This window comes from Mycolicibacter heraklionensis, assembly GCF_001021505.1.
GTDB lineage: Bacteria > Actinomycetota > Actinomycetes > Mycobacteriales > Mycobacteriaceae > Mycobacterium > Mycobacterium heraklionense.
Map to the genome: position 1 here is coordinate 16,372 of NZ_LDPO01000009.1, position 23,878 is coordinate 40,249.

25 protein-coding genes and 1 tRNA gene are annotated in these 23,878 nt (G+C 68.5%); 15 read left to right on the forward strand and 11 right to left on the reverse strand.

Annotated elements, in window-relative coordinates; genetic code table 11:
* Positions 1-322 precede the first annotated feature (322 nt).
* On the forward strand, positions 323-1,045 hold the full coding sequence (locus ABW16_RS12230; RefSeq protein ID WP_047319457.1) for a 2OG-Fe(II) oxygenase: 723 nt from the start codon (positions 323-325) through the stop codon (positions 1,043-1,045).
* Between the two features lie 8 nt (positions 1,046-1,053).
* On the opposite strand, the gene ABW16_RS12235 is transcribed toward ABW16_RS12230, so the two are convergent.
* The gene (locus tag ABW16_RS12235; RefSeq protein WP_233424757.1) at positions 1,054-1,710 is read right to left on the reverse strand and encodes an SAM-dependent methyltransferase; all 657 of its coding nucleotides are present in this window, start codon (positions 1,708-1,710) and stop codon (positions 1,054-1,056) included.
* A gap of 75 nt (positions 1,711-1,785) precedes the next feature.
* Positions 1,786-2,907: a YeiH family protein gene (locus ABW16_RS12240; RefSeq protein WP_047319458.1), complete on the reverse strand. Its 1,122-nt coding sequence runs from the start codon at positions 2,905-2,907 to the stop codon at positions 1,786-1,788.
* 236 nt (positions 2,908-3,143) lie between these two features.
* Between ABW16_RS12240 and ABW16_RS12245 the strand changes: the two genes are divergently transcribed.
* Positions 3,144-3,719 carry a helix-turn-helix domain-containing protein gene (locus ABW16_RS12245; protein ID WP_047319459.1) on the forward strand — a complete coding sequence of 192 codons (576 nt, stop codon included), beginning with the start codon at positions 3,144-3,146 and terminating at the stop codon, positions 3,717-3,719.
* Between the two features lie 25 nt (positions 3,720-3,744).
* Here ABW16_RS12245 and ABW16_RS12250 read toward each other — a convergent pair whose 3' ends face one another.
* From ABW16_RS12250 to ABW16_RS12260, 3 genes are read right to left on the reverse strand one after another with little or no spacing between them, the layout of a single operon-like run.
* Positions 3,745-4,833, reverse strand: coding sequence for a bifunctional RNase H/acid phosphatase (locus ABW16_RS12250; protein WP_047319460.1), 1,089 nt, complete (start codon positions 4,831-4,833; stop codon positions 3,745-3,747).
* A 10-nt stretch (positions 4,834-4,843) separates the two neighbouring features.
* Positions 4,844-5,578: a zinc ribbon domain-containing protein gene (locus ABW16_RS12255; RefSeq protein WP_047319461.1), complete on the reverse strand. Its 735-nt coding sequence runs from the start codon at positions 5,576-5,578 to the stop codon at positions 4,844-4,846.
* The gene (locus ABW16_RS12260) at positions 5,575-6,708 is read right to left on the reverse strand and encodes a Nif3-like dinuclear metal center hexameric protein (RefSeq protein ID WP_047319462.1); all 1,134 of its coding nucleotides are present in this window, start codon (positions 6,706-6,708) and stop codon (positions 5,575-5,577) included. The genes ABW16_RS12255 and ABW16_RS12260 overlap by 4 nt, the downstream gene beginning before the upstream one ends.
* Before the next feature lie 61 nt (positions 6,709-6,769).
* Between ABW16_RS12260 and ABW16_RS12265 the strand changes: the two genes are divergently transcribed.
* Genes ABW16_RS12265 through ABW16_RS12280 form a run of 4 tightly spaced genes read left to right on the forward strand, consistent with a single transcriptional unit; the run spans position 6,770 to position 9,665 of the window.
* On the forward strand, positions 6,770-7,447 hold the full coding sequence (locus ABW16_RS12265) for an HAD-IA family hydrolase (RefSeq protein WP_047319463.1): 678 nt from the start codon (positions 6,770-6,772) through the stop codon (positions 7,445-7,447).
* The gene (locus ABW16_RS12270; protein WP_167344279.1) at positions 7,440-7,934 is read left to right on the forward strand and encodes a low molecular weight protein-tyrosine-phosphatase; all 495 of its coding nucleotides are present in this window, start codon (positions 7,440-7,442) and stop codon (positions 7,932-7,934) included. Before ABW16_RS12265 ends, ABW16_RS12270 begins: the two co-directional genes overlap by 8 nt.
* A complete protein-coding gene (locus ABW16_RS12275; RefSeq protein WP_047319465.1) occupies positions 7,934-8,770 on the forward strand; it encodes an SURF1 family cytochrome oxidase biogenesis protein in 837 nt (278 codons plus the stop codon). The genes ABW16_RS12270 and ABW16_RS12275 overlap by 1 nt, the downstream gene beginning before the upstream one ends.
* Before the next feature lie 34 nt (positions 8,771-8,804).
* Positions 8,805-9,665, forward strand: a complete 861-nt coding sequence (locus ABW16_RS12280; RefSeq protein ID WP_047319571.1) for an LLM class F420-dependent oxidoreductase — start codon at positions 8,805-8,807, stop codon at positions 9,663-9,665.
* Positions 9,666-9,667: 2 nt separating this feature from the next.
* On the opposite strand, the gene fadD8 is transcribed toward ABW16_RS12280, so the two are convergent.
* Complete coding sequence (gene fadD8, locus ABW16_RS12285) at positions 9,668-11,260, reverse strand: fatty-acid--CoA ligase FadD8 (RefSeq protein ID WP_047319466.1); 1,593 nt, start codon at positions 11,258-11,260, stop codon at positions 9,668-9,670.
* A gap of 119 nt (positions 11,261-11,379) precedes the next feature.
* Between fadD8 and ABW16_RS12290 the strand changes: the two genes are divergently transcribed.
* Both ABW16_RS12290 and ABW16_RS12295 read left to right on the forward strand, forming a co-directional pair.
* Positions 11,380-11,796, forward strand: a complete 417-nt coding sequence (locus ABW16_RS12290; protein WP_047319467.1) for an ArsR/SmtB family transcription factor — start codon at positions 11,380-11,382, stop codon at positions 11,794-11,796.
* A gap of 7 nt (positions 11,797-11,803) precedes the next feature.
* Positions 11,804-12,010 carry a hypothetical protein gene (locus ABW16_RS12295; RefSeq protein WP_047319468.1) on the forward strand — a complete coding sequence of 69 codons (207 nt, stop codon included), beginning with the start codon at positions 11,804-11,806 and terminating at the stop codon, positions 12,008-12,010.
* Between the two features lie 27 nt (positions 12,011-12,037).
* On the opposite strand, the gene ABW16_RS26395 is transcribed toward ABW16_RS12295, so the two are convergent.
* The 5 genes from ABW16_RS26395 to ABW16_RS12315 all read right to left on the reverse strand — a co-directional run bounded on the left by ABW16_RS26395 (position 12,038) and on the right by ABW16_RS12315 (position 13,917).
* Complete coding sequence (locus ABW16_RS26395; RefSeq protein WP_157864240.1) at positions 12,038-12,202, reverse strand: hypothetical protein; 165 nt, start codon at positions 12,200-12,202, stop codon at positions 12,038-12,040.
* 38 nt (positions 12,203-12,240) lie between these two features.
* Positions 12,241-12,315 (reverse strand) — tRNA-Val (locus tag ABW16_RS12300).
* A 112-nt stretch (positions 12,316-12,427) separates the two neighbouring features.
* Positions 12,428-12,889: a peroxiredoxin gene (locus ABW16_RS12305; RefSeq protein WP_047319469.1), complete on the reverse strand. Its 462-nt coding sequence runs from the start codon at positions 12,887-12,889 to the stop codon at positions 12,428-12,430.
* On the reverse strand, positions 12,889-13,311 hold the full coding sequence (locus ABW16_RS12310; RefSeq protein WP_047319470.1) for a DUF3052 domain-containing protein: 423 nt from the start codon (positions 13,309-13,311) through the stop codon (positions 12,889-12,891). Before ABW16_RS12310 ends, ABW16_RS12305 begins: the two co-directional genes overlap by 1 nt.
* Positions 13,312-13,395: 84 nt before the next feature.
* Positions 13,396-13,917 carry a hypothetical protein gene (locus tag ABW16_RS12315; protein WP_233424758.1) on the reverse strand — a complete coding sequence of 174 codons (522 nt, stop codon included), beginning with the start codon at positions 13,915-13,917 and terminating at the stop codon, positions 13,396-13,398.
* A 253-nt stretch (positions 13,918-14,170) separates the two neighbouring features.
* On the opposite strand from ABW16_RS12315, the gene aceE reads away from it, so the two are divergent.
* The 7 genes from aceE (at position 14,171) to ABW16_RS12350 (ending at position 23,860) form a co-directional block, all read left to right on the forward strand.
* The gene (gene aceE / locus ABW16_RS12320; RefSeq protein WP_047319471.1) at positions 14,171-16,960 is read left to right on the forward strand and encodes a pyruvate dehydrogenase (acetyl-transferring), homodimeric type; all 2,790 of its coding nucleotides are present in this window, start codon (positions 14,171-14,173) and stop codon (positions 16,958-16,960) included.
* Between the two features lie 44 nt (positions 16,961-17,004).
* Positions 17,005-18,321 (forward strand): PucR family transcriptional regulator, encoded by a 1,317-nt coding sequence (locus tag ABW16_RS12325; protein WP_082134085.1) that lies wholly within the window; start codon positions 17,005-17,007, stop codon positions 18,319-18,321.
* 179 nt (positions 18,322-18,500) lie between these two features.
* A complete protein-coding gene (locus tag ABW16_RS12330) occupies positions 18,501-19,433 on the forward strand; it encodes an ACP S-malonyltransferase (protein ID WP_082134086.1) in 933 nt (310 codons plus the stop codon).
* 89 nt (positions 19,434-19,522) lie between these two features.
* Positions 19,523-19,822, forward strand: coding sequence for a meromycolate extension acyl carrier protein AcpM (gene acpM / locus ABW16_RS12335; RefSeq protein ID WP_024440584.1), 300 nt, complete (start codon positions 19,523-19,525; stop codon positions 19,820-19,822).
* 2 nt (positions 19,823-19,824) lie between these two features.
* A complete protein-coding gene (gene kasA, locus ABW16_RS12340; protein ID WP_047319473.1) occupies positions 19,825-21,078 on the forward strand; it encodes a 3-oxoacyl-ACP synthase KasA in 1,254 nt (417 codons plus the stop codon).
* Between the two features lie 35 nt (positions 21,079-21,113).
* Entirely contained in the window at positions 21,114-22,382 is a 1,269-nt protein-coding gene (kasB, locus tag ABW16_RS12345) for a 3-oxoacyl-ACP synthase KasB (protein ID WP_047319474.1), read from the forward strand.
* 56 nt (positions 22,383-22,438) lie between these two features.
* Positions 22,439-23,860, forward strand: coding sequence for an acyl-CoA carboxylase subunit beta (locus ABW16_RS12350; RefSeq protein ID WP_047319475.1), 1,422 nt, complete (start codon positions 22,439-22,441; stop codon positions 23,858-23,860).
* Positions 23,861-23,878: the final 18 nt, after the last annotated feature.

Here is a 23,878-nt window from a genome sequence, read left to right on the forward strand (position 1 = left end):
CGCGTACGACGAGCCGTCCGGTCGACGACGGCTCCGCCACTGCTGCCCCACCAGGTGCGCATGTCACTGCTGATCTCCCGCGCATTCGTCGCTCCCCTCCTGTAGTTGGCCGGAACAGTAGGAGGGCACGAGTTAGCTGTCAACGGACCCAAATGGCCTACTACCGCACTGTTCATGGAAGCTGCTGGTTGCCAGTTGCCGGAGATTTGGCGCACGGCGATTTAATCGAACCGACCGGAACGGCGACACCGCTCGCGCGCCGCACCGTGGTTTCGGCACGGTGGCGCACACTCGATAGCACCCGATCGGAAGGAACCCCGGTATGGCGACGACGGCGACGCGCTGGGAGCGGCGGGTGGACGCCGGCGACTGGCACGCCGTCGCCGCCGAACTCGACGAGTGCGGCGGCGCCCTGCTGCCGCGGCTGCTGACGGTCGCCGAGGCGGCGCGGCTGCGGCGTTGCTACGACGACGACGAGCGCTTCCGCGCCACCGTCGACATGCAGCGTCATCGCTACGGCTCCGGGCAATACCGATATTTCGCGGCACCGGCACCCGATCCCGTCGACGCGCTCAAGCGGGCGCTGTACCCGCGCCTGCTGCCGATCGCCCGGGACTGGGCTACCCGGCTGGGCCGGGACGCGCCGTGGCCCGACGACTTCGATGAGTGGCTGAGCCACTGCCACCGGGCAGGTCAGACCAAGCCGACCGCGCTGATGCTGCGCTACGGCTCTGGAGACTGGAATGCGCTGCACCGGGACCTCTACGGCGAGTTGGTGTTTCCCCTACAGGTGGTGATCAACCTCAGCGACCCGGCCACCGACTACACCGGGGGTGAGTTTCTGCTCGTCGAGCAGCGCCCGCGCGCGCAGTCGCGGGGCGTGGCCGTGCAGCTGCCGCACGGGCACGGCTATGTGTTCACCACCCGCGACCGGCCGGTGCGCTCCACCCGCGGCTGGTCGACAGCGCCGGTGCGCCACGGCGTCTCACCGATCCGCTCGGGTCAGCGCTACACGCTGGGGCTGATCTTTCACGACGCCGCGTGAAGACGCGCCTACCCCGTGTGCTCGGTACGCCGCAGCAGGATCACGTTGTCGGTCAGCACTCCGGTCTGGCCGTCGGGTCCGACGGCATCGCGGTCGGCAGTTCCGATCCGCAGCAGCTCCCACTGCGCGTCATCGATGCCCAGCCCGGCCAGCACCTCGTCGGCCGTGGCGAAATGATGCTCGCGGACGTGCTCGCCGGCCCACGGCGGCGCGGCGCCGTGGTCGACGATCAACAGTCGGCCGCCCACCGCCACGGCGTCGGCCGCCCGGCGCAGCACCGGTTCGCGGTCCAGTTCCACCGGCGAGTGCAGAAACTGCGCCGACACCAAGTCGAATCGGCCGTCCGGAAAGCTGCTGGACAGGTCGTGGCGCTCAAATCGGATGCGCGCAGCCACGTCGCGCTCTTGCGCGGCGGCCCGGCCGCGTGCCAGCGCATTGGCCGAGATATCGACCGCCACCACCTGCCAGCCGTGCCCGGCCAGCCAAATGGCGTCGGCGCCCTCCCCGCAGCCCAGATCCAGTGCCCGGCCGGGAGCTAGGTCGGTGGTGATCTCGGCGAGCGCAACGTTGACCCGTCCACTCCAGACCGGATCGTCGCCTCCGTAGAACTCGTCCCAGAACTCCTGCGCGTCGCGCACTGCGTCCGTCATCGGTCGTTCGCTCATGCATCGAGCATGCGGGCTGCAACCCTAAACGGCACGCTTGTTTGCTATTCAGGCAAATGACCCCGAGATCAGCCCTCAGGCGGCAGCCACACCCCAGCCCAACCACCGGGAGGTCACCAGCACCAGACCCAACGACACGGTGGCCACCACCACCAGGCCGATGACAGCCACCAGCAGCGGCCGCCAACCCGCCCGGGCGATCTGGCGGAAGTCGGTGGACAGACCGACGCCGGCGAAAGTCAGCAGGAAAGCCCATCGCGACACGTTGCCCAGGCTGGTCAGCTGAGGTTTGTCCAGCCAGCCCAGTGTGGCCACCGTCGACACCACCAGAAACCCCAAGACGAATTTGGGGAACTGGTACCAGATGAAGGCCGCCTTGGCCCGGTAGCCCGATGCCACCTGCTCTGCCTGTCCGCGCGCCGCCCAGTACAGCGCAAAACCCAGGACCACGAAGCCGATCAGGGCGTTGCGGACGGATTTCACCAGCACCGCGATCTTGCCGGCCTCGTCGGAAAACAGGTAACCGGTGGCGGTCGTCTCCGCGGTGTTGTCCACGGACAGGCCTGCCCACAGTCCGAACTCGTGGTCACTCAACCCGATCAGGTGGCCCAGCGGCGGCAACACGAACAGGCCCACTGCCCCGAGCGCCAGGATGGCGGCAATCGCATAACTGACCTCGGAGTTCTTGGCGCGGATGGCACCCTTCGACGCGATGATCGCCGACACCCCGCAGATCGAGGTGCCGATGGCCAGCAAGGACCCGAGCTTTCCGGACAACCCGAAAAGGTGTGCTGCGCCAAGGATTATTGCGCCGGCAATCGTCATGTCGAGCAGAATCTGAATCAGGCTGATACCGCCCAGTTTGGCGATATCGCCGAGCACGAATCGAGAACCCAGCGCGACGATGCCGACCTTGAGCCAGAACTCGTAGGTCAGCACGCCCGGGAGAAAGACCCGGTGCAGTCCGACGGTGTTTCTGATCACGAGCCCGATGACGATGGCCCACAGCACATATTCGATGTCGGGCACCGTCGCGTGCAGCTGGTGGCCCAGCGCCAGCCACCACCGCTGGGCGTACTTGCCGAGCAGCCCGACGGCCAGCAGCAACGCGACGCCGGGCAGATAGTCCAGCGGGCGCCGGCTGGTGAAGACCGCGTCCGTGGCGAACTGCTCTGAATCTGGGCGCGTCGTGGTCATTTCGTCACCACGGAATCTTCGGGAGCAGGTCGGCCAGGGCCAGCGCAATGAGCACACCGACCACGAGGTTCGCCCATCCGTCCACGCCCAACCACTTCATCTGCGGCCTCTCTTCAGTGGTTTCGGCGTAACCGTATGACACCGCCGGTGCGCGATGACAGAGTTCAAATCACCGTCGCTGAAAAGGCGCGCCCATGCTTGCCTGCCCGCCGCCGGTCCTGGCAACCTGGATTGCTATGCAGGCAAGCACTGACGACGGCGGTGTAGACCGGCGGGTGCGGCGTCGGCTGCGTGAGCTGCGCACCCAGCAGGGGCTGACCCTGGAGGACGTGGCGACCCGCGCGCGCATCGACGTCTCGACGTTGAGCCGGCTGGAATCGGGCAAGCGACGCCTGGCGCTGGATCACCTGCCCCGGCTGGCCGAGGCCCTGTCGGTCAGCACCGATGAGTTGCTGCGCGCCCCGCAGCACCAGGATCCGCGGGTGCGGGGCGCCTCGCACACACACCACGGCATCACCTATTGGCCGCTGACTCGGCACGGGCCGGCCGGGGGTCTGCATGCCTTCAAGATCCGGGTCGGTGTACGCCGCCGACGCCCGGCCGAGCTGCCGGTGCACGAGGGCCACGAGTGGATGTACGTGCTGTCCGGCCGGCTCCGGTTGGTGCTCGGTGACGACGATTTCCTGATCGGGCCCGGTGAAGCGGTCGAGTTCTCCACCTGGACACCGCATTGGTTCGGCGCGGTCGACGGCCCGGCCGAGGCCATCGTGATCTTCGGAACCCACGGTGAACGCGTGCACCTGCACGATTGACGCGCGCGATGCGCGACTACAGGGACTACAGGTAGGCGGTCTGATTCACCAGGCGCACCGACGCGGGCCCGTCGCCGTAGAACTCGGCGATGCTCAGCGACGCCAAGTCCAGGTGCAGCCGGTACAAGATGGCCGGGCCGGCGTCCAGCGCCAGGCGCAGCACGGTCTTGATCGGCGTCACATGCGACACCACCAGCACGGTGCTGCCGCTGTGGTCAGCGACGATCCGGTCGCGCGCGGCCAGCACCCGCTGCTGCACGGCGTCGAAGCTCTCCCCGTCGGGGGGCTGCGTGGCGGTGTCTTTCAGCCAGCGCCGGTGCAGGTCGGGATCGCGCTCGGCGGCCTCGGCGAAGGTCAGCCCCTCCCAGGCCCCGAAGTCGGTCTCGGTCAGGTCCTCATCGACGGTGACGTCCAACCGCAGCAGCTTCGCCGCCGCCTCGGCGGTGTCGCGGCAGCGCTGCAGCGGTGAGCTGATGACCGCCGCGATACCGCCGTGCTGGGCCAGGTAGCGCGCCGCCGCATCGGCCTGCTGGCGGCCGGTGTCGGTCAGTGGCGGGTTCCCGCGTCCGGAGTAGCGGCGGTGCACCGACAGCTCGGTCTGGCCGTGCCGCAGCAACAGCAGCCGAGTCGCCGTTCCCGTCGCGCCGGTCCAGCCGGGAGCCGTAGGCGCAGGAGCCTTCTCCGCCGGCGTCGTTGCGGGCCGGTCGATTCCGGCGGCGGCGTCCATGGCCTCGTTGGCCAACCGGTCCGCGTGGGAGTTCTTCTCCCGCGGTATCCAGGTGTAGCGGACGTGGTCGAAGCCCGAGGCCAGCTCGCGCGCCTGCCGGTGCAACGGGATCAGGTCGGGATGTTTGACCTTCCACCGGCCGGCCATCTGTTCGACCACCAGCTTGGAGTCCATGAACACCGCGACCTCGGCGGCACCCAACCGGGCCGCTGCCGACAATCCCGCGACCAAGCCCCGGTATTCGGCGACGTTGTTGGTGGCAACGCCGATGGCCTCCTTGGCCTCGGCGAGCACCTCGGAGCGATCGGCGGACCACACCACCGCCCCGTAGCCGGCCGGACCCGGGTTCCCCCGCGACCCGCCGTCGGCTTCGATGATCACCTTCATCGGCGACGCACTAACCGAAGTCCTTGACCCTCAGCAGGATCGCGTTGCACTCCGGGCAGCGCAGCACCTCCTCGGGCGCCGCTGCCGAGATCCGGGCTAGCTCACCGCGGTCGATCTCGATTCGGCAGGCGCCGCACTGACCGCCCCGCAACGGTCCCGCGCCGACCCCACCGGAAGCCCGCTGCCGCTCATAGAGCGCCAGCAGCTCGTCGTCGATCGTGGCGGCCAGCTCGTCGCGGCTGGCCGCGCGCTGCCCGCGGGTGGTCTCGATCTCGGCCAGTGCGGTGTCCACCGCCTCCTGCACCCGGGCCAAGTCGGCGGCCAGGCCTTCAAGCACGGTTGCTTCCGCGGTCGCCTGGGTCTGCAGTTGCTCGCGCTGCTCCATCAACTCCAGCAGCGAGTCCTCCAAGCTGGACTGACGCTTCTGCAGCGTCTCCAGCTCATGCTGCAGGTCGACGACCTGTTTGACGTTGGCCTGTCCCGAATCCAGCAGGGCACGATCACGGTCTTCACGCTGGCGCACCGCGTCGATCTCCGACTCGAAACGGCCGGCTTGGGCGTCCAAGTCCTCCAAGGCCAACTCCAGCGCGGCCAGCCGGTCAGCGGCCGCGGTGTGCTCAGCCTGGATCCGCTCGCGGTCCTGCTGCTCGGGAAGATGCCCGGCGCGGTGCGCAATCCGGGCCAGCTCGGCGTCCAGCTCCAGCAACTCCAGCAGCGAACGTTGTTGAGCTACAGCAGCCTTCATGACCGGTCTCCTTCATGCGCGAGATTCCAGGGGTCGGTGCGCAGCGTACTGACACGCACCGGCAGCGTCGCACCGAAATGCGAGCGGAGTACGTCGGCGGCCTGCGCGCACCACGGGTATTCACTGGCCCAGTGGGCCACGTCGACCAGCGCCACCGCAGACCGCCGGGAATGCTCGTCCGCCGGATGGTGCCGCAAGTCCGCGGTGACGTAGACCTGCGCGTCGGCGGCCGCCGCGGCATCCAGCAGGGAATCTCCCGCGCCGCCGCAGACCGCCACCCGCGAGACCGGCAAGTCGGGGTCTCCGCAGGCCCGCACCCCCCACGAGGTGGCCGGCAGGCCGGCGGCGACGCGGGCGACGAACGCGCTCAACGGCTCCGGGGTCGCCAGGCTGCCGACCCGGCCGATTCCCACCCCGGCGGGCAGCGGCTGCACCGCGAAGATGTCGAACGCCGGCTCCTCGTAGGGGTGAGCGGCCAGCAGCGCCGCGTGGATCGCCCCGCGGGCGCGCGCCGGCGCCACCACCTCGACGCGGTCCTCGGGAACGCGCTCCACCGCGCCCACCTGGCCGATCGTCGGCGTTGCACCGTCGCCGGGCAGGAACTGGCCGGTGCCCGGCACACTCCAACTGCACTGCGTGTAGTCACCGATACGGCCCGCGCCGGCCGCGAAGACCGCGGCGCGAACCGCCTCGGCGTGCTCGGCCGGGGTGTAGATCACCCATTTGTCGGTGTCGGCGGTCGGGCCGGCCGGCTCCAGCACGGACTCCACGGTCAGCCCGAGTGCTGCCGCGAGCGCGTCGGAGACCCCGGGCGCGGCCGCGTCGGCGTTGGTGTGGGCGGTGAACAGGGCGCGACCGGTCCGGATCAGCCGGTGCACCAGCGAACCCTTGGGGGTGCTGGCCGCCACGGTGTCCACCCCGCGCAGCAGCAGCGGGTGGTGGGCCAGCAGCAGGCCGCCGTCGGGCACCTCGTCGACCACCGCCGAGGTGGCGTCCACCGCGATCGTCACCGAGCTCACCAGGTCGTCGGGGTCACCGCAGACCAGCCCGACCGAGTCCCAGGAGTGGGCCAGCCCGGGCGGGTAGGCCGCATCCAGTACGTCAATGACGTCAGCCAGCCGCGCGGTCACACTGCAAGACAGTAGTGCGCCACCCGGCGAGCTCTCCGCGCACGTCGGGGACAATGGGACCGTGACGCGCACGAGCACCGCCGCCGCCGAATTGGTGATCTTCGACCTGGACGGCACCTTGACCGACTCCGCGGCCGGGATCGTCGCCAGCTTCCGGCACGCGCTGGACCACATCGGCGCACCGATTCCCGAGGGTGATCTGGCTGCCCGGCTCGTCGGCCCGCCGATGCACCACACGCTGGCCGCGATGGGCCTCGGCGAGCAGACCGAAGCCGCGGTCGCCGCCTACCGTGCCGACTACACCAGCCGCGGGTGGCAGATGAACACCATGTTCGACGGCGTCGCCGCGCTGCTGAGCGACCTGCGGGCCGCCGGGGTCCGGTTGGCCGTGGCCACCTCCAAGGTCGAGCCGACCGCGCGCAAGATCCTCGCGCATTTCGGGCTCGACGGTTATTTCGAGGTGGTTGCCGGTGCCAGTGTCGACGGCGCCCGGGCCGCCAAGTCCGACGTGGTAGCCCATGCCCTGGATCAGCTGGCGCCGCTGCCCGCGCGGGTACTGATGGTGGGCGACCGGCGTCATGATGTGGACGGTGCGGCCGCGCACGGCATCGACACGGTGCTGGTCGGTTGGGGCTACGGTCAGTCCGACTATGCGGACATCGCCGATGCCGAATTCGCCGACGGTCCCGTTGCCCACGTGCAGACCGTCACCGAACTACGGGAGGTGCTCGGTGTCTGACCCGATGCTGCATGTCACGTTCGTCTGCACCGGCAACATCTGCCGCTCGCCGATGGCCGAGAAGATGTTCGCCCACCAGCTCGCGCAGCGCGGACTGAGCGGCACCGTGCGGGTGACCAGCGCCGGAACCGCGGACTGGCACGTCGGCAAGGGCGCCGACGAACGCACCAACCGGGTGCTGCGCGACAACGGTTATCCGGTGGAGCATCGCGCCGCCCAGGTCGGGCCCGAGCACGAGGCCGCGGACCTGGTGGTGGCGCTGGGACGCAACCACGTCGGGCTGCTGCAGGGGCTGGGCATTCCGGCCGAGCGGATCCGGATGCTGCGGTCCTTCGACCCGCGTTCGGGTGCGGCCGTACCGGACGTCGACGATCCTTACTACGGCGGTCATGACGATTTCGTGCGGGCCTTCACCGTCATCGCGGCTGCGCTGCCGGGACTGCATGCCTGGGTAGACGGGCAGCTGGCGTTGGGCGAGAGCGGCTGATGCGACGCCTGGCCTTCCTGCTGCGCCCGAGCTGGCTGGCCCTGGCGGCGGTGGTGCTGGGCTTCGCCTACCTGTGCTTCACCGTGCTGGCGCCGTGGCAGCTGGGCAAGAACACCACCACTTCCCGGGCGAACAGCCAACTCGAACACGCACTGACCGCCGAACCCGTACCGGTGACCACGCTGCTACCGCATCAGGATTCGTCGGCGCCGGACGAGCAGTGGCGGCCGGTGACCGCCACCGGGCACTACCTGGCCGAGGCGCAGGTGCTGGTGCGACTGCGGGTCATCGACGGAGTGCCGGCGATGGAGGTCCTGACGCCGTTCGCGGTCAAAGGCGGGCCGACCGTGCTGGTGAACCGCGGCTACGTGCGTACCGACGACGGCGGCTCGCGGGTGCCGGAGATCCCTGCGCCACCGGATTCCGAGGTCACCATCACCGCGCGGTTGCGTGACTCGCAAGGCGCCATTGAAGGCAAGAACCCCTTCACCGAGAACGGTTTTCGGCAGGTGTACTCGATCAACACCGAGCAGGTCGCGGCGACGACCGGCGTTGCACTGACCGGGTCCTATCTGCAGCTCGTCGAGGACCAGCCCGGCGGTTTGGGTGTGATCGCGCTGCCACGCCGGGATGCCGGGCCGTTCCTGTCCTACGGGATTCAGTGGATCGCATTCGGGATCCTGGCACCAATAGGTTTGGGGTACTTCGCGTTCGCCGAACTGCGGGCCCGGCGGGAGGAGCGCGCCGCGACGCAGGATCAGGCCGATGCCGACGAACCCGCGCCGCCGATGACCGTCGAGCAGAAGCTCGCCGACCGATACGGCCGGCGACGGTAGACCCCCGACTGCGCTATGCCATCCTGGGGCGATGGTGAACATCTCGGGTGTCGGGATCTGGAGTGCGCCGCTGCGCTACGGCGATCAGGGCGAGGCCGCCGAAGCGGCTGCCGAATTGGAAGAACTGGGCTTCGGCGCGCTGTGGATCCCGGATGTCGGTGGTCCGGTGTTCGACGCGGTGGGCAATCTGTTGGCGGCCACCCGCCGCGCGGTCATCGCCACCGGCATCCTGAACCTGTGGATGCACAGCCCGGCCGACGTCGCGGCGTCCTACGCAGCGCTGAGTGCGGTACACGGTGATCGGTTCCTGCTCGGTATCGGTGTCAGCCATGCTCCGCTGATCGACGCCGGGGATCCCGGGCGATACCGCCGGCCGCTGCGCGCCATGAGCGAGTTTCTCGACGGACTGGACGCCGCCGATGCGCCGGTGCCGGTCGAGTCACGGGTGCTCGCGGCATTGGGCCCGAGGATGCTCGACTTGGCCGCCGCCCGTAGCGGCGGCGCCCACCCGTACCTGACCACGCCTGCGCACACTCGGTTTGCCCGCGAGCAGCTGGGCGAGGGCCCGTTGCTGCTGCCCGAGCAGACCGCCATCTTGTGCGCCAGCCGCGACGAGGCACGCGCGATCGGCACCAAGTGGCTGGGCTCCTACCTGGCACTGCCCAACTACGCCAACAACCTGCTGCGGTCGGGATTCACCGAGGATGACATCGCCGGCGTCAGCGACCGGTTGTTCGACGCGATCATCGCCTGGGGAACCCCGGAGGCCGTGCTCAGCCGGGTCGCCGAGCACCGGGCCGCCGGAGCAGACCACGTCTGCGTCCAGCTGCTGGATGCCGACCCGCGCGCCTTCCCGCGGGAGCAGTGGCGGCAGCTGGCCGCGGCGCTGCGCTGATCTCAGCCGACGGAACGCTCTGCGCCGGACCAGAACTGGGCGCGCACCGCCTTCTTGTCCGGCTTGCCCAGCGCGGTCACCGGCACCGATTCGGCGACGACCACCTGCTTGGGCGACTGAACCGAGCCCTTGCGTTCTTTGACTGCGGATTGGATCTCGGCGGTCATGGTGGCTACCGCGGCGGCATCGCTGACGACACCCGGACGCAGCACCACCACTGCGGTCACGGCCTCGCCCCATTTCTCGTCGGGAGTGCCGATCACGCACACCTGGGCCACCGACGGGTGCTCGGCGATGACGTCCTCGACCTCGCGGGGGAACACGTTGAAACCGCCGGTGACGATCATGTCTTTGGTCCGGTCCACGATGTAGTAGAAGCCGTCTTCGTCCTCGCGGGCCAGGTCACCCGTGTGCATCCAGCCGTCCTTGAAGGTGTCGGCGGTGGCCTCCGGAAGCTTCCAATATCCACCCGACAGCAGGGGCCCGGACACACAGATCTCGCCGACCTCACCCTGGGGCACCGGGTTGCCGTCGTCGCCCAGCAGCGCCACCCGGGCGAACAGCGTCGGGCGACCGCATGAGGTGAGCCGCTTCTGGTCGTGGTCGCCCTTGGCCAGGTAGGTGATCACCATCGGCGCCTCGGACTGGCCGTAGTACTGGGCGAAGATCGGGCCGAACCGGTCGATGGCCTCCTGGAGCCGGACCGGGTTCATCGCCGAGGCGCCGTAGTACACCGTCTCCAGCGACGACAGGTCGCGAGTGTGCGAATCCGGGTGATCCATGAGCGCGTAGATCATCGACGGCACCAGCATGGTGGCGGTGATCTTCTGCTCCTCGATCACCCGCAGCACCTCGGCCGGGTCGAATTTGGTCAACACCACCAGCTGACCGCCCTTGACGATGGTCGGCACGAAAAATGCTGCGCCGGCGTGCGACAGCGGGGTGCACATCAGGAACTTCGGCGCCTCCGGCCACTCCCACTCGGCGAGCTGAATGGTCGTCATCGCGGTGATGGACCCGACGGTGCCGATGACGCCCTTCGGCTTGCCGGTGGTGCCGCCGGTGTAGGTGAGGCTGCCGATGTGATCTGCGGCCAGGTCGGGAACCACCAGCGGCTTCGGCTCGTATTTGGCCGCCTCGGCAGCCAGGTCGACGGCCTTCCCGTCGAGCTCCGGTGGCACCGGCCCGATGGTCAGCACCTGGCGCAACGTCGGCACCTTCTCGAGCAGGCCGAGCGCACGTTCCACGAAGGCCGGGGTGGGATCGATGACCAGCGTGTCGACCTCGGCGTCAGCCAGCACGTAGGCGTGGTCGTCCAGCGAACCCAGCGGGTGCAGTGCGGTGCGCCGATGGCCCTGGATCTGCCCGGCGCCGATGATCATCAACACCTCGGGACGGTTCAGCGACAGCAGGCCGAACATGTCGGCCCCGAGTGACTCGAAGGCCTGGATGTACTGGCTGATGCGCTCGGCGAGCTGGCCGCCGGTCAGCGTGGTGTCGCCGAGGAACAGCACCGGCTTGTCCTGGTTGCGCTTCAGCGCACCGGCGGTGAGATGCCCGGAATGAATGGGCTGGCGCATGGACTGCGTCGACATCGGGCTACCTCCACTAGTGCACTGACTGCCTGCCCGCAGGACACTACCGACAGCCTCATCCGTCCCTGGGACGAGCCGAGGGTTGACACCTCCCGGCCCCCAAGATCTACTATTTGCGTATGCATGCAGATAATGGTCCAGCGGATCGGTTGCCGGAGGATCAAGTCGGCCTGATCGTCGAGGTGTTCCGGATGTTGGCCGACGCCACCCGGGTACAGGTGCTGTGGGCACTGACCAGCCGGGAAATGTCGGTCAACGAACTCGCCGAACATGTCGGCAAGCCGGCGCCATCGGTGTCACAACACCTGGCGAAGCTGCGGATGGCGCGGCTGGTGCGCACCCGCCGCGAGGGCACCACGATCTTCTACAGCATGGAGAACGAGCACGTCTGCCAGCTGGTCACCGACGCCGTCTTCAACGCCGAGCATGCCGGCCCGGGGGTGCCGCCGCACCACCGCCCCGCCCAGAACCTCCCGGCCGCTGCCGGAGAGGCGCTGCCCGAATTACGGCAGCGCGCCATCGAACAAGGGAGATGAGCCACCCATGTCGCCCCACAACCATGAGCACGACGCACCGCACGCGCACGAGCACACCCATGGCGGCCTCACGCACACCCACGTGCACGACACTCACGAGCACGACCACGTCGAGCATGAGCATGAGCACGCTCACGAAGACGGGACCGTGCACAGCCATCCGCACGCTCATCAGGTGGGGTTGGAGCATGCAGGTCACGCGCATTCGCACTGAGCAGGAGTCTTAGCGCCGCCCGCCCGGTCAGGCCGACAGCACAATCAGCAGGGCGATGATGCCGATCAGCACCAGCAGGGCCGCCCACAACACAGCACGCACGCCTGCCGGCTTCGCAGAACGGCCCGACGGCGTCAGCTGCGGGCTGGTCGACGGCGGGGTGGGTTCGTCCGGTGTCGGAAAGGTTGACATGCCTACCGCATTGACGCTCTACGGCGGTGTCAAACAACTGGTGGGCGCGGACGGTATCGAACCGCCGACCGCTGGTGTGTAAAACCAGAGCTCTACCACTGAGCTACGCGCCCCTGCCTCGGGCAGGTTACCCGGATGGTGCCGGGCTCCCAAAACCGCGAGATCGGACTGACGCAGCAGAAGTTCGAGTGGATCTCTGCGTGAGCCCGATTTCGCGGCAACGGGTCAGGACTTCAGGGCGCCCAGGGCGTCGAGCCAGAGCTGCTGGTCGCGCGCCTCACCGGGCTGCTTCATCTCGGCGAACCGGATGATGCCGGACTTGTCGATGACGAACGTCCCGCGGTTCGGAAAGCCGGTGTCGGAGTTGAACACCCCGTATTCCTGGCTGACGGCGCCGTGCGGCCAGAAATCCGAGAGCACCGGGAACAGGAACCCGCTCTCCGTCGCCCAGATCTTGTGGGTGGGCGGCGGTCCCACCGAGATCGCCAGCGCCGCGCTGTCGTCATTGACATAGCTGGGCAGGTGGTCGCGCAGCTGACCCAGCTCGCCCTGGCAGATTCCGGTGAAGGCCAGCGGGAAGAACACCAAAAGAACGTTCTTGTCGCCCCGGAAGCTGCTTAGCGTCACCGGCTGCTGGCTCTGGTCCTTGAGGGTGAAGTCAGGAGCCTCGGCACCGACTTGGAGCATCAACGCTTCCCCGCGCGAGACTTGGGCTGCACCAGGCGACTGGCACTCCAGTCACCCAGGTTGACCGACGACGTCGGCATCAGGCCGGCGGTCGGCGCCGCTTCGGCGATTTCGGCGGGCTGCACATGCCCGGATCGGCCGGTCTTGGGTGTCAATACCCAGATCACGCCGTCGTCGGCCAAGGCGGTGATCGCATCCATCAGGGTGTCCACCAGGTCACCGTCGCCATCGCGCCACCACAGCAGCACGACGTCCACCACCTCGTCGGTGTCCTCGTCGAGCAGTTCGCTGCCGGCGGCCTCTTCGACGTCGGCCCGGATGTCGTCGTCGGCGTCCTCGTCCCAGCCGAACTCCTGGACCAACTGCTTGCTCTCGATGCCCAGTTTGCGGGCGAAGTTCGGGGCGTTATCCGCCGCGACCACCGTGCGACCTCCTTCGATCGTCAGCGCTGCGTGTGATGTGAATCATCGTTGCACAGCTCACCGTGCTGGGCGGGATCAGCGGGATCAGAAGGCTTTGCACAGCTGCATCCCCTTGTCCCGGGCCCGGTTGAGTTCATCCTTGCGGGCGTTGTACACCGATACCGGCGCCTTGGATGAAATCGCGGTCGCGACGCCGCGCGCGGCCTGTGCATAGGCGTTGAACGCGTCGGTCAGCTCCTGCGACAGCTTCTCGTTGATCGCGGCGATGACCTCGTCGGCACTGTGGTTGAGCGCCTCCACCGCCGGCCCGGCGGTGCCGGAGATGTCGCCGCCGTTGTTGAACGCCTCCACGTACTTGTTCACCACGTCGACGGCGTCGCTGCTGCTCGAGGCGAACCGGCCGCACGCGCCGCGGACCGCCTGGGTCGTCATCGACTGCTGGCGCTGGGTCTCCCGGATGCTCGAGGTGGCCTCCGACGCCGACACCGACGCCGACACCGAGGAGCGGTAGGCCGGGGCTTCGGAGGTGTCGGCTTGCGGGTTGCCGCCGATGATGCTGGTACAGCCGACGACACCCATCGCCAACGCCGCAACCACACCGGCCACCGACGCGCCTACCCGAGCGTGTCGCCGCGTCTGGGCGCGCGAGGCAGTCAGCCGTCGGGTCAGCACAACTTCAAACGTTACCGCGTACCCGCCACCAGGCCGAGATCAGCCCACCCCGCGGCACTCGCCCACCGCCGCTCGGGTGTCCGGTGGGGCACGATAGAAAAGACGGGACCGGCGAATCGATCGGTCGGTGTCGTCCTGGCCACAAGCCGGGAGGCACGTCTTGACCTCCGAACCAAGGAGCAATGCGTTGACCACTGAGGCCGCACATCAGGATCTGGCCAAAAAGCCAAGCAGCACAGGAGAATCCGACCGGGTCCGGGTGATCCGCGAGGGGGTGGCGTCCTACCTTCCCGACATCGACTCCGACGAGACCTCCGAGTGGCTGGAGTCCTTCGACGAACTGCTGGTCCGGTCCGGCCCGGCCCGCGCCCGCTACCTGATGTTGCGACTGCTCGAACGCGCCGGAGAGCAGCGGGTCGCGATCCCGGCGCTCACCTCCACCGACTACGTCAACACCATCCCGACCGAACTGGAACCCTGGTTCCCCGGCGACGAGGAAACCGAACGCCGCTACCGCAGCTGGATCCGCTGGAACGCCGCGGTGATGGTGCACCGCGCGCAACGCCCGGGGGTCGGCGTTGGCGGCCACATCTCGACCTACGCGTCGTCGTCGACGCTGTATGAGGTCGGGTTCAACCACTTCTTCCGCGGCAAGGACCACCCCGGCGGCGGCGACCAGGTGTTCATCCAGGGCCACGCCTCCCCCGGCATCTACGCGCGCGCCTTCCTCGAGGGCCGGCTGAGCACCCATGATCTCGACGGCTTCCGCCAGGAGCACAGCCACCCGGGCGGTGGCCTGCCGTCCTACCCGCACCCGCGGCTGATGCCCGACTTCTGGGAGTTCCCGACGGTATCGATGGGCCTGGGCCCGATGAACGCCATCTACCAGGCCAGGTTCAACCACTACCTGCATGACCGGGGCATCAAAGACACCTCCGATCAGCACGTGTGGTGCTTCTTGGGCGACGGCGAGATGGACGAGCCGGAGAGCCGCGGGCTGCTGCACGTCGGCGCGCTGGAAGGCCTGGACAACCTGACCTTCGTGGTCAACTGCAACCTGCAGCGCCTGGACGGCCCGGTGCGCGGCAACGGCAAGATCATCCAGGAGCTGGAATCGTTCTTCCGCGGCGCGGGCTGGAACGTGATCAAGGTGGTGTGGGGCCGCGAGTGGGATGCGCTGCTGCACGCCGACCGGGACGGCGCCCTGGTCAACCTGATGAACGTCACTCCCGACGGCGACTACCAGACCTACAAGGCCAACGACGGCGGCTACGTACGGGAGCACTTCTTCGGCCGCGACCCGCGCACCAAGGCGCTCGTTGAGAATCTGTCCGACCAGGACATCTGGCACCTCAAGCGCGGCGGGCACGACTACCGCAAGGTCCACGCCGCCTACCGCGCCGCCGTCGAGCACAAGGGCCAGCCCACCGTCATCCTGGCCAAGACCATCAAGGGCTACAGCCTGGGCAGCTACTTCGCCGGTCGTAACGCCACCCACCAGATGAAGAAGTTCCGGCTGCAAGACCTCAAGGACTTCCGCGACGAGATGCGGATTCCGATCGCCGACTCCGAACTCGAGGAAAACCCGTACCTGCCGCCCTACTACCACCCCGGCGAAGACGCCCCCGAGATCCGTTATCTCTTGGATCGCCGGCGTGCCCTGGGCGGCTTCGTGCCGCACCGCCGCACCCAGGCCAAAGCGTTGGAGCTGCCGGGCTCCGATGCCTATGCCGCGGTCAAAAAGGGATCGGGCACCCAGGAAGTCGCCACCACCATGGCAACCGTGCGGGTCTTCAAAGAGTTGTTGCGGGACAAGCAGTTAGGTCCGCGTCTGGTGCCGATCATCCCCGATGAGGCACGCACCTTCGGGATGGACTCGTGGTTCCCGTCGTTGAAGATCTACAACCGCAACGGGCAGCTCTACACCTCGGTGGATGCCGACCTGATGCTGGCCTACAAGGAAAGCGAAGTCGGCCAGATCCTGCACGAGGGCATCAACGAAGCCGGCTCGACGGCCTCGTTCACCGCGGTCGGCACGTCGTATGCCACCCACGACGAGCCGATGGTGCCGATCTACATCTTCTATTCGATGTTCGGCTTCCAGCGCACCGGCGACGGCCTGTGGGCGGCCGCCGATCAGATGGCGCGCGGTTTCGTCCTGGGGGCCACCGCGGGACGCACCACGCTGACCGGTGAGGGGCTGCAGCACGCCGACGGGCACTCGCTGTTGTTGGCGTCCACCAACCCGGCGGTGGTGTCCTACGATCCCGCGTTCGCCTACGAAGTCGCCCACATCATCGAAAGCGGTCTGCACCGCATGTACGGCCCAACCCCGGAGAACGTGTACTTCTACGTCACGCTCTACAACGAGCCCTACGTGCAGCCGGCCGAGCCAGAGGGCTTCGACCCCGACGGGCTGCTGCGCGGCATCTACCGCTTCCGCAAGGCTCCCGAACCCCGGTCGAACACCGCGCAGATCCTGGCCTCGGGGGTGGCTGTGCCCGAGGCGCTGCGTGCCGCCGACCTGTTGGCCGCCGACTGGGATGTGGCCGCCGACGTCTGGTCGGTGACCAGCTGGGGTGAGCTCAACCGCGACGGTGTGGCCATCGAGCGCGAGCGGCTGCGGCACCCGGAGCGTCCGGCCGCGGTGCCGTATGTGACGCAGGCCCTGGCGGACGCCACCGGCCCGGTCGTGGCGGTGTCGGACTGGATGCGTGCGGTGCCCGAGCAGATCCGGCCCTGGGTGCCCGGCAACTACGTCACCCTGGGCACCGACGGTTTCGGGTTCTCCGACACCCGTCCGGCCGCGCGGCGCTACTTCAACACCGACGCCGAGTCGGTGGTGGTGGCGGTGCTGGCGGCGCTGGCCCGCGACGGCGCCATCGACGCGTCCGTCGCGGTGACCGCGGCCACGCAGTACCAGATCGACGACGTGCTGGCCGCCCCCGAGCAGACGTCGGATTCCGGCGTGGCCTAGCGGTCTTGTGGGTTCCAGCTAGAAAAAGGGCGTAGCTTTTAGGGATGGTTGACAACCCGGCGGGCCCCGTCCTGCCGCGCTCCACGCTGGACCTGCTGAGCACCGTCCCGGACACCCTGCTGCGCCGGCTCAAGCACTACTCGGGCCGGCTGGCCACCGAGGCGGTGTCGATGATGGGTGACCGGTTGCCCTTCTTCGCCGACCTGGAGGCCTCCCAGCGCGCCAGCGTGGCCCTGGTGGTGCAGACCGCGGTGGTCAACTTCGCCGAGTGGATGCACGACCCGCACGGCAACGTCAGCCACACCGCGCAGGCCTTCGAGTTGGTGCCCCAGGACCTGACCCGCCACATCGCGCTGCGGCACACCGTGGACATGGTGCGGGTCACCATGGAGTTCTTCGAGGAAGTGGTGCCGCTGCTGGCCCGCTCCGAGGAGCAGGTGACCGCGCTGACGGTGGGCATCCTCAAGTACAGCCGGGATCTGGCGTTCACCGCCGCCTCCGCCTACGCCGACGCCGCCGAGGCCCGGGGCACCTGGGACTCCCGGATGGAGGCCAGCGTGGTGGACGCCGTGGTACGCGGCGACACCGGTCCGGAGTTGTTGAGCCGCGCGGCCGCGCTGAACTGGGACACCACCGCCCCGGCCACGGTCGTGGTGGGCACGGCACCACCCGGCCCGGATGCCTTCGCCGGCCAGAAAGCCAGCCAGGACATCCGCGACGTGGCCGAACACCATGGCCGGGCGGCGCTGACCGACGTGCACGGCACCTGGCTGGTGGCCATCGTGTCCGGTCCGCTGGCGCCCACTCAGAAGTTCTTGGCCGACCTGCTCGGCGCGTTCTCCGACGGTCCGGTGGTGATCGGACCGACGGCTCCCACCTTGACCGCCGCCTATCACAGTGCCAGCGAGGCGATCTCGGGGATGAACGCCGTGGTGGGCTGGACCGGGGCACCGCGACCGGTGCTGGCTCGTGAACTGTTGCCGGAGCGGGCACTGATCGGGGATGCGTCGGCGATCGCGGCCCTGCACACCGACGTGATGCGGCCGCTGGCCGAGGCCGGCCCCACGCTCACCGAGACACTGGACGCCTATTTGGACTGTGGCGGCGCGATCGAGGCCTGCGCCCGCAAGTTGTTCGTTCATCCAAACACCGTCCGTTACCGGCTCAAGCGGATCGCCGACTTCACCGGACGTGATCCGGCCGTGCCGCGCGACGCCTATGTCCTGCGGGTGGCCGCCACGGTCGGGCGGCTGGCCAACCAAGCGCAGCACGCGAGTTTCAGCAATGCAGAGGCGGCCTACGCCAGGCCACAGGTGGGCGCCCGCGGTCCCGACGAACCTCAGGTCAGCACAGCGGGATGACCCACCGAGGCGTGCTGCGGGCACGTACCGATGCGCACCAACGGCGGACAGTTGTCGCAGTTCGGTATCGAACACGTCGCATGGAACGGCAGGTTTGTAGGGTCTCCACAAAAACATAAGACAATGTTCATAATCTAGGACATCCTGCAAACCGCGCTTCACAATGTTCTCTTAAAGACGTGATTGCGTTGCTCGCTCCCGGACAGGGATCGCAGACCCCCGGCATGCTGTCGCCGTGGCTTGAGGCGCCCGGCGCCGATGCCGCGCGCGAGCAGTTGGCCGCCTGGTCGGAGGTCAGTGGCCTGGACCTGATCACGCTGGGCACCACCGCGACCGCCGAGGAGATCACTGACACGGCGGTCACGCAGCCGCTGGTGGTGGCGGCGACCCTGCTGGCCTACGCCGAGCTGGTCAAGCGGCGCAACGGCGCGGTGAGCGGCAGCGATGTCATCGTGGCCGGCCATTCCGTCGGTGAGATCGCCGCCTACGCGATCGCGGGCGTCATCTCCCCCGACGACGCCGTCATGCTGGCCGCCACCCGCGGTCGTGAGATGGCGAAGGCCTGCGCACTTGAGCCGACCGGCATGGCCGCGGTGCTCGGCGGCGACGAGGCCGAGGTGCTGACCCGCCTCGAGCAGCTCGACCTGACCCCGGCCAACCGCAACGCCGTCGGCCAGATCGTGGCGGCCGGCCCGCTGCCGGCGCTGGACAAGCTCGCCGAAGACCCGCCCGCCAAGGCCCGGGTCCGCAAGCTGGCCACCGCCGGGGCGTTCCACACCCAGTACATGGCACCGGCGCTGGAGGCCTACGCCGCCGCCGTCGAGCAGGTCAAGGCCGCCGGAGTTTCGGAACCGACCGCTACCCTGTTGTCCAACCGCGACGGTCAGCCGGTGACGTCGGCGGCCCAGGCGCTGGAGTACCTGGTCGCGCAGCTGACCCGGCCGGTGCGCTGGGACCTGTGCACTGAGACGCTCCGCGCCCGCGAGGTCACGGCGATCGTGGAGTTCCCGCCCGCCGGCACCCTGGCCGGCATCGCGAAACGCGAACTTCGGGGGACCCCGACGCACGCCGTCAAGTCCCCCGCGGATCTGGACGGGCTGCCCGAGTTCTAACCCGTTTCAAGCCCGCTCCAACCCTGCACAACCAGATACGCAGTAATCAGCCCGCACACCCCGTGCGGATCCAACCGAAGGGAAACACAGTGCCTGCTAGTCAGGAAGAAATCATCGCCGGTCTCGCCGAGATCATCGAAGAGGTGACCGGTATCGAGCCGAGCGAGGTCACCGTCGAGAAGTCCTTCGTCGACGACCTGGACATCGACTCGCTGTCGATGGTGGAGATCGCCGTTCAGACCGAAGACAAGTACGGCGTGAAGATCCCCGACGAGGACCTCGCGGGTCTGCGTACCGTCGGTGACGTGGTGGGCTACATCCAGAAGCTCGAGGCCGAGAACCCCGAGGCTGCCGCCGCGCTGCGCGAGAAGTTCGGTTCTGAGAGCTGATCGTGTCCTCCTCACTTTCGACGGCCAACGGCGGTTACCCCAGTGTGGTGGTAACCGCCGTTGAGGCCACGACTTCGATCGGTGCGGACATCGAGAGCACGTGGAAGGGCCTGCTGGCCGGCGAAAGCGGAATCCACGTCCTCGAAGACGAGTTCGTCACCAAATGGGACCTGCCGGTCAAGATCGGTGGGCATCTCAAGGACCCGGTCGACGACCACATGGGCCGCCTCGACATGCGTCGCATGTCCTATGTCCAGCGGATGGCCAAGCTGCTCAGCGGCCGGCTCTGGGAGAACGCCGGTTCTCCCGAGGTCGACCAGGACCGGCTCGCCGTGGTGATCGGCACCGGCCTGGGCGGTGGCGAGAAGATCGTCGAGACCTACGACCTGATGAACGAGGGCGGCCCCCGCAAGGTGTCGCCGCTGGCCGTTCAGATGATCATGCCGAACGGCGCCGCCGCGGTGGTCGGCCTGCAGGTCGGCGCCCGTGCCGGGGTCATCACCCCGGTGTCGGCCTGCTCGTCGGGCTCGGAGGCGATCGCGCACGCGTGGCGTCAGATCGTCATGGGTGACGCCGACATGGTCGTGTGCGGTGGCGTCGAAGGCGGCATCGAGGCACTGCCGATCGCGACGTTCTCGATGATGCGCGCGATGTCGACGCGCAACGACGACCCCGAGGGTGCGTCGCGGCCGTTCGACAAGGACCGGGACGGCTTCGTGTTCGGTGAGGCCGGCGCGATGATGATCATCGAGACCGAAGAGCACGCCAAGGCACGCGGCGCCAAGCCGCTGGCCCGGCTGATGGGCGCCGGCATCACCTCCGACGCCTACCACATGGTGGCTCCCGGCCCCGACGGCAAGCGGGCCGGCCGGGCGATGACGCGGTCGCTGGAGTTGGCGGGCCTGTCCGCCAAGGACGTCGACCACATCAACGCGCACGGAACTGCCACTCCGATCGGGGACACCGCCGAGGCGAACGCGATCCGGGAAGCCGGTTGCCAGCACGCCGCGGTGTACGCACCCAAGTCGGCGCTGGGCCACTCCATCGGGGCGGTCGGGGCGCTGGAGTCGGTGCTGACGGTGCTCTCGCTGCGTGACGGGGTCATCCCGCCGACGCTGAACTACGAGACGCCGGACCCGGAGATCGATCTGGACATCGTGGCGGGCGAGCCCCGCTACGGCGACTACAAGTACGCCATCAACAATTCATTCGGGTTCGGTGGGCACAACGTCGCGCTCGCCTTTGGGCGGTACTGACACCGGATCTCGAGAGAGGGAAGTTCGCAACAGCCATGTCAACGCTGGCAACGGGAAAGGGTCTCCCCAACGTCGTCGTCACCGGCTACGCCATGACGACGGCTTTGGCCGCGGACGGGGAGAACACCTGGAAGAAGCTGCTGGACGGCCAGAGCGGCATACGCAAGCTCACCGATTCGTTCGTCGAAGAGTATGACCTGCCGGTTCGCATCGGCGGGCATCTCGTCGAGAGCCCCGAGTCATTCGACGAAGGGCTGAGCCGGACCGAGCTGCGTCGGCTTTCCTACTTGCAGAAGATGGCTTTGGTGCTGAGCCGGCGTGCCTGGGAGCACGCCGGCTCACCCGAAGTCGATACCCGGCGCCTGATGGTGTCGGTCGGGACCGGGATGGGCTCCAGCGAGGAGCTCGTCTGGGCCTATGACGGAATGCGCGAGCGCGGCCTCAAGGCGGTCTCGCCGTTGGTCGTGCAGAAGTACATGCCCAACGGAGCGGCCGCGGCCGTCGGACTGGACCGTCAGGCCAAGGCCGGGGTGATCACCCCGATCTCGGCCTGTGCCTCCGGTTCGGAGGGCATCGCGCATGCCTGGCAGCAGATCGTGCTCGGCGAAGCCGACATCGCGATCTGCGGTGGCGTGGAAACCCGGATCGAAGCGGTGCCGATCGCCGGGTTCGCCCAGATGCGGATCGTGCTGTCCACCACCAACGACGACCCGGAGGGCGCCTGCCGCCCGTTCGACCGCGACCGCAACGGGTTCGTGTTCGGCGAGGCCGGCGCGCTGATGGTGATCGAGACCGAGGAGCACGCCAAGGCGCGCGGGGCCAACATCCTCGCCCGGATCATGGGTGCCTCGATCACCTCCGACGGCTACCACATCGTCGCGCCGGACCCCGACGGCCAGAGCGCCGGTCGGGCGATGACGCGGGCAATCCAGATCGCCGACCTGACACCCGGCGACATCAGCCACGTCAATGCGCACGCCACCGGCACCTCGGTGGGTGACGTGGCAGAAGGCCACGCCATCAACCTCGCGTTGGGCCCGCACGGCGGCAACGCCGCGGTGTACGCGCCCAAGGCGGCGCTCGGCCACTCGGTCGGCGCGGTCGGCGCGGTGGAGTCCATCCTGACGGTGATGGCGCTGCGTGAACAGGTCATCCCACCGACGCGGAACCTGGAGAATCTCGACCCGGAGATCGACCTGGACGTGGTGGCCGGTGAGCCGCGGCCGGGCGACTACCAGTACGCGATCAACAACTCGTTCGGGTTCGGCGGGCACAACGTCGCGATCGTCTTCGGTCGGTACTGAAGGCCATAGACGGACCAGAAGCGAGACCCGCGATCAATCAACCAAGGAGAAGCGCGATGACGACTATTGCTCCCGAAACGGTGGGCGAATCGCTCGACCCGCGCGATCCCCTGCTGCGCCTGTCGACGTTCTTCGACGACGGCACCGTGGAGTTGCTGCACGAGCGTGACCGCTCCGGAGTGCTGGCCGCCGGTGGCACCGTCAACGGCGTACGCACCATCGCGTTCTGCACTGACGGCACCGTGATGGGCGGTGCGATGGGCATCGAGGGCTGCGATCACATCGTCAACGCCTACGACACCGCGATCGCCGAGCAGAGCCCGATCGTGGGCCTGTGGCACTCGGGCGGCGCCCGGTTGGCCGAGGGCGTGCGAGCCCTGCACGCGGTGGGCCGGGTCTTCGAGGCCATGATCCGGGCGTCCGGATTCGTCCCGCAGATCTCGGTGGTGGTCGGTTTCGCCGCCGGCGGCGCCGCCTACGGCCCGGCTCTGACCGACGTCATCGTGATGGCACCGGAGGGCCGGGTGTTCGTCACCGGCCCCGACGTGGTGCGCAGCGTCACCGGTGAGGACGTCGACATGGCCGCGCTGGGCGGCCCCGACACCCACCACAAGAAGTCCGGCGTGTGCCACATCGTCGCCGACGACGAGCTCGACGCCTACGAGCGGGGCCGCCGTCTGGTCGGGTTGTTCTGCCAGCAGGGCCATTTCGACCGCAACAAGGCCGAGGCGGGCGAGATCGACCTGCACGCCCTGCTGCCGGAGTCGGCGCGGCGCGCCTACGACGTGCACCCACTGGTGAACGGGCTGCTCGACGCCGACGCACCCTTCGATGAGTTCCAGGCCAAGTGGGCGCCGTCGATGGTGGTCGGGCTGGGCCGGTTGTCGGGTCGCACCGTCGGGGTGCTGGCCAACAACCCACTGCGGCTGGGCGGTTGCCTGAACTCCGAGAGCGCCGAGAAGGCGGCACGTTTCGTGCGGCTCTGCGACGCGTTCGGGATTCCGCTGATCGTGATCGTCGATGTGCCGGGCTACCTGCCCGGTGTCGGTCAGGAATGGGGCGGCGTGGTGCGCCGCGGCGCCAAGCTGCTGCACGCGTTCGGTGAGGCCACCGTTCCGCGGGTCACCCTGGTGACCCGCAAGACCTACGGCGGGGCCTACATCGCGATGAACTCGCGGTCGCTGGGCGCCACCAAGGTGTTCGCCTGGCCGGACGCCGAGGTCGCGGTGATGGGAGCCAAGGCCGCGGTCGGCATCCTGCACAAGAAGAAGCTGGCCGCCGCGCCCGATCACGAGCGGGACGCGCTGCACGAGGAGTTGGCCGCCGAGCACGAGCGGATCGCCGGCGGGGTGGACAGCGCCATCGACATCGGCGTGGTCGACGAGAAGATCGACCCCTCGCACACCCGCGGCAAGATCACCCAGGCACTGGCCGAGGCGCCCGCCCGTCGCGGCCGCCACAAGAACATCCCGCTGTAGCGCCGATATTTTCCGCGA